1 protein-coding gene and 1 pseudogene are annotated in these 1,514 nt (G+C 48.9%); both read right to left on the bottom strand.

The window, feature by feature from the left end; all coding sequences use genetic code 11:
- A pseudogene (locus WB217_RS13050) lies at positions 1-613 on the bottom strand (methylmalonyl Co-A mutase-associated GTPase MeaB); the annotation flags it as partial.
- Positions 613-1,514: methylmalonyl-CoA mutase family protein (locus WB217_RS13045; protein ID WP_423993649.1), on the bottom strand; the 902-nt coding region annotated here is incomplete at its 5' end. The pseudogene WB217_RS13050 and the gene WB217_RS13045, both read right to left, overlap by 1 nt.

Raw genomic sequence — 1,514 nt, 5'->3', positions numbered from 1 at the left:
CTACCCCTACAGTTTCGACTAGAATCACATCAAAGCCTGCGGCTTCACAAACGAGCATCGTTTCACGGGTTTTTCTATGGACCCCACCGAGCTTTCCTCCAGAAGGAGAAGGCCGGATGAATGCCCGGGGATTCCGCGCGAGATTTTCCATCCTTGTTTTGTCCCCCAGGATGCTTCCTCCAGTCAGGCTTGAAGTTGGGTCAACAGCCAGGACGGCAACTTTATGCCCCAGGCTGCATAAATAGGTTCCAAAGCTTTCGATAAAGGTACTTTTTCCAGCTCCCGGAACACCTGTGATCCCTATTCTGACCGCAGAACCTGTATCTGGAAGAAGCAGCTGCAGCAGAGACTGTCCTGCATGAAAATCGTGCTCTGCATTGCTTTCAATCAAGGTGATTCCCCTTGCTAGTGCAGTCCTGCTTCCACCTTTAATTTCGTCGGCGAGCTTTGAGGGATCAAGATTAGCAGCGTTGCTTTTTTTTACGAAACGTCCTGTTTTTCCCGCGCTAACGCTGCTAGTCATCCCTGTACCAGCCACTCCTGGCTTAACAATACTCGAAAAGAACTCTGCCTTTTCCGGGTCGAACCATTCAGGCTTTTTCTCGTCAGCCATTATTCCGACACTTCCTCGTAGCCCAGGCGATCATAGATTGTTCTCAAAACCTTCTGAGCTGCTGCTGGAATAACGGTGCCTGGCCCAAAGATCGCACTGGCGCCGTTTTCATAAAGGAATTCATAATCCTGTGCAGGGATGACACCGCCAACTATGACGACAATATCTTCACGCCCCAGCTTCTTCAATTCCTGTACTAGCAGCGGCAGAAGTGTCTTATGGCCAGCGGCAAGGGAGCTGATCCCAATCGCATGGACGTCATTCTCAACAGCCTGGATTGCTGTTTCCTCAGGAGTCTGGAACAATGGCCCGATGTCTACATCAAAGCCCAGGTCGGCAAATGCGGTAGAAATGACTTTCGCACCGCGGTCGTGACCATCCTGACCCATTTTGGCAATCATAATACGAGGTCTTCTTCCTTCATTTTCAAGGAATTCATCTGTCATTTGCTGTACTTCAGCAATTGCTTCTTCGTTTGTGAATGCAGAACTGTAAACGCCACTGATTGATCGAATAATCGCTTTATGCCTGCCTGCTGCTTTTTCAATCGCATCGGAAATCTCACCAAGAGAAGAACGTACCCTTGCTGCCTTGACAGCTAGTTCCAGGAGGTTGCCCTCCCCTGTTTCCGCGGCTTTTGTGAGTTCCGTCAATGCGAATTCGACTTTTTGATTATCACGATTATCCTTTAGGTCCTTCAGCCTCGCGATTTGTTTTGCCCGGACCGCTGTATTGTCAATATCCAGTATTTCAAGCGGATCTTCTTTCTCAAGCTTATATTTATTAACGCCGATGATCGTTTCTTTTCCAGAATCGATTTGCGCCTGGCGCCGTGCTGCTGCTTCTTCAATCCTCATTTTTGGAAGACCTGTCTCAATTGCTTTGGCCATGCCTCCAAGGC

The organism is Mesobacillus sp., from assembly GCF_049588175.1.
Lineage (GTDB): Bacteria > Bacillota > Bacilli > Bacillales > Cytobacillaceae > Mesobacillus.
This window is presented reverse-complemented; position numbering and strand designations above follow the sequence as displayed.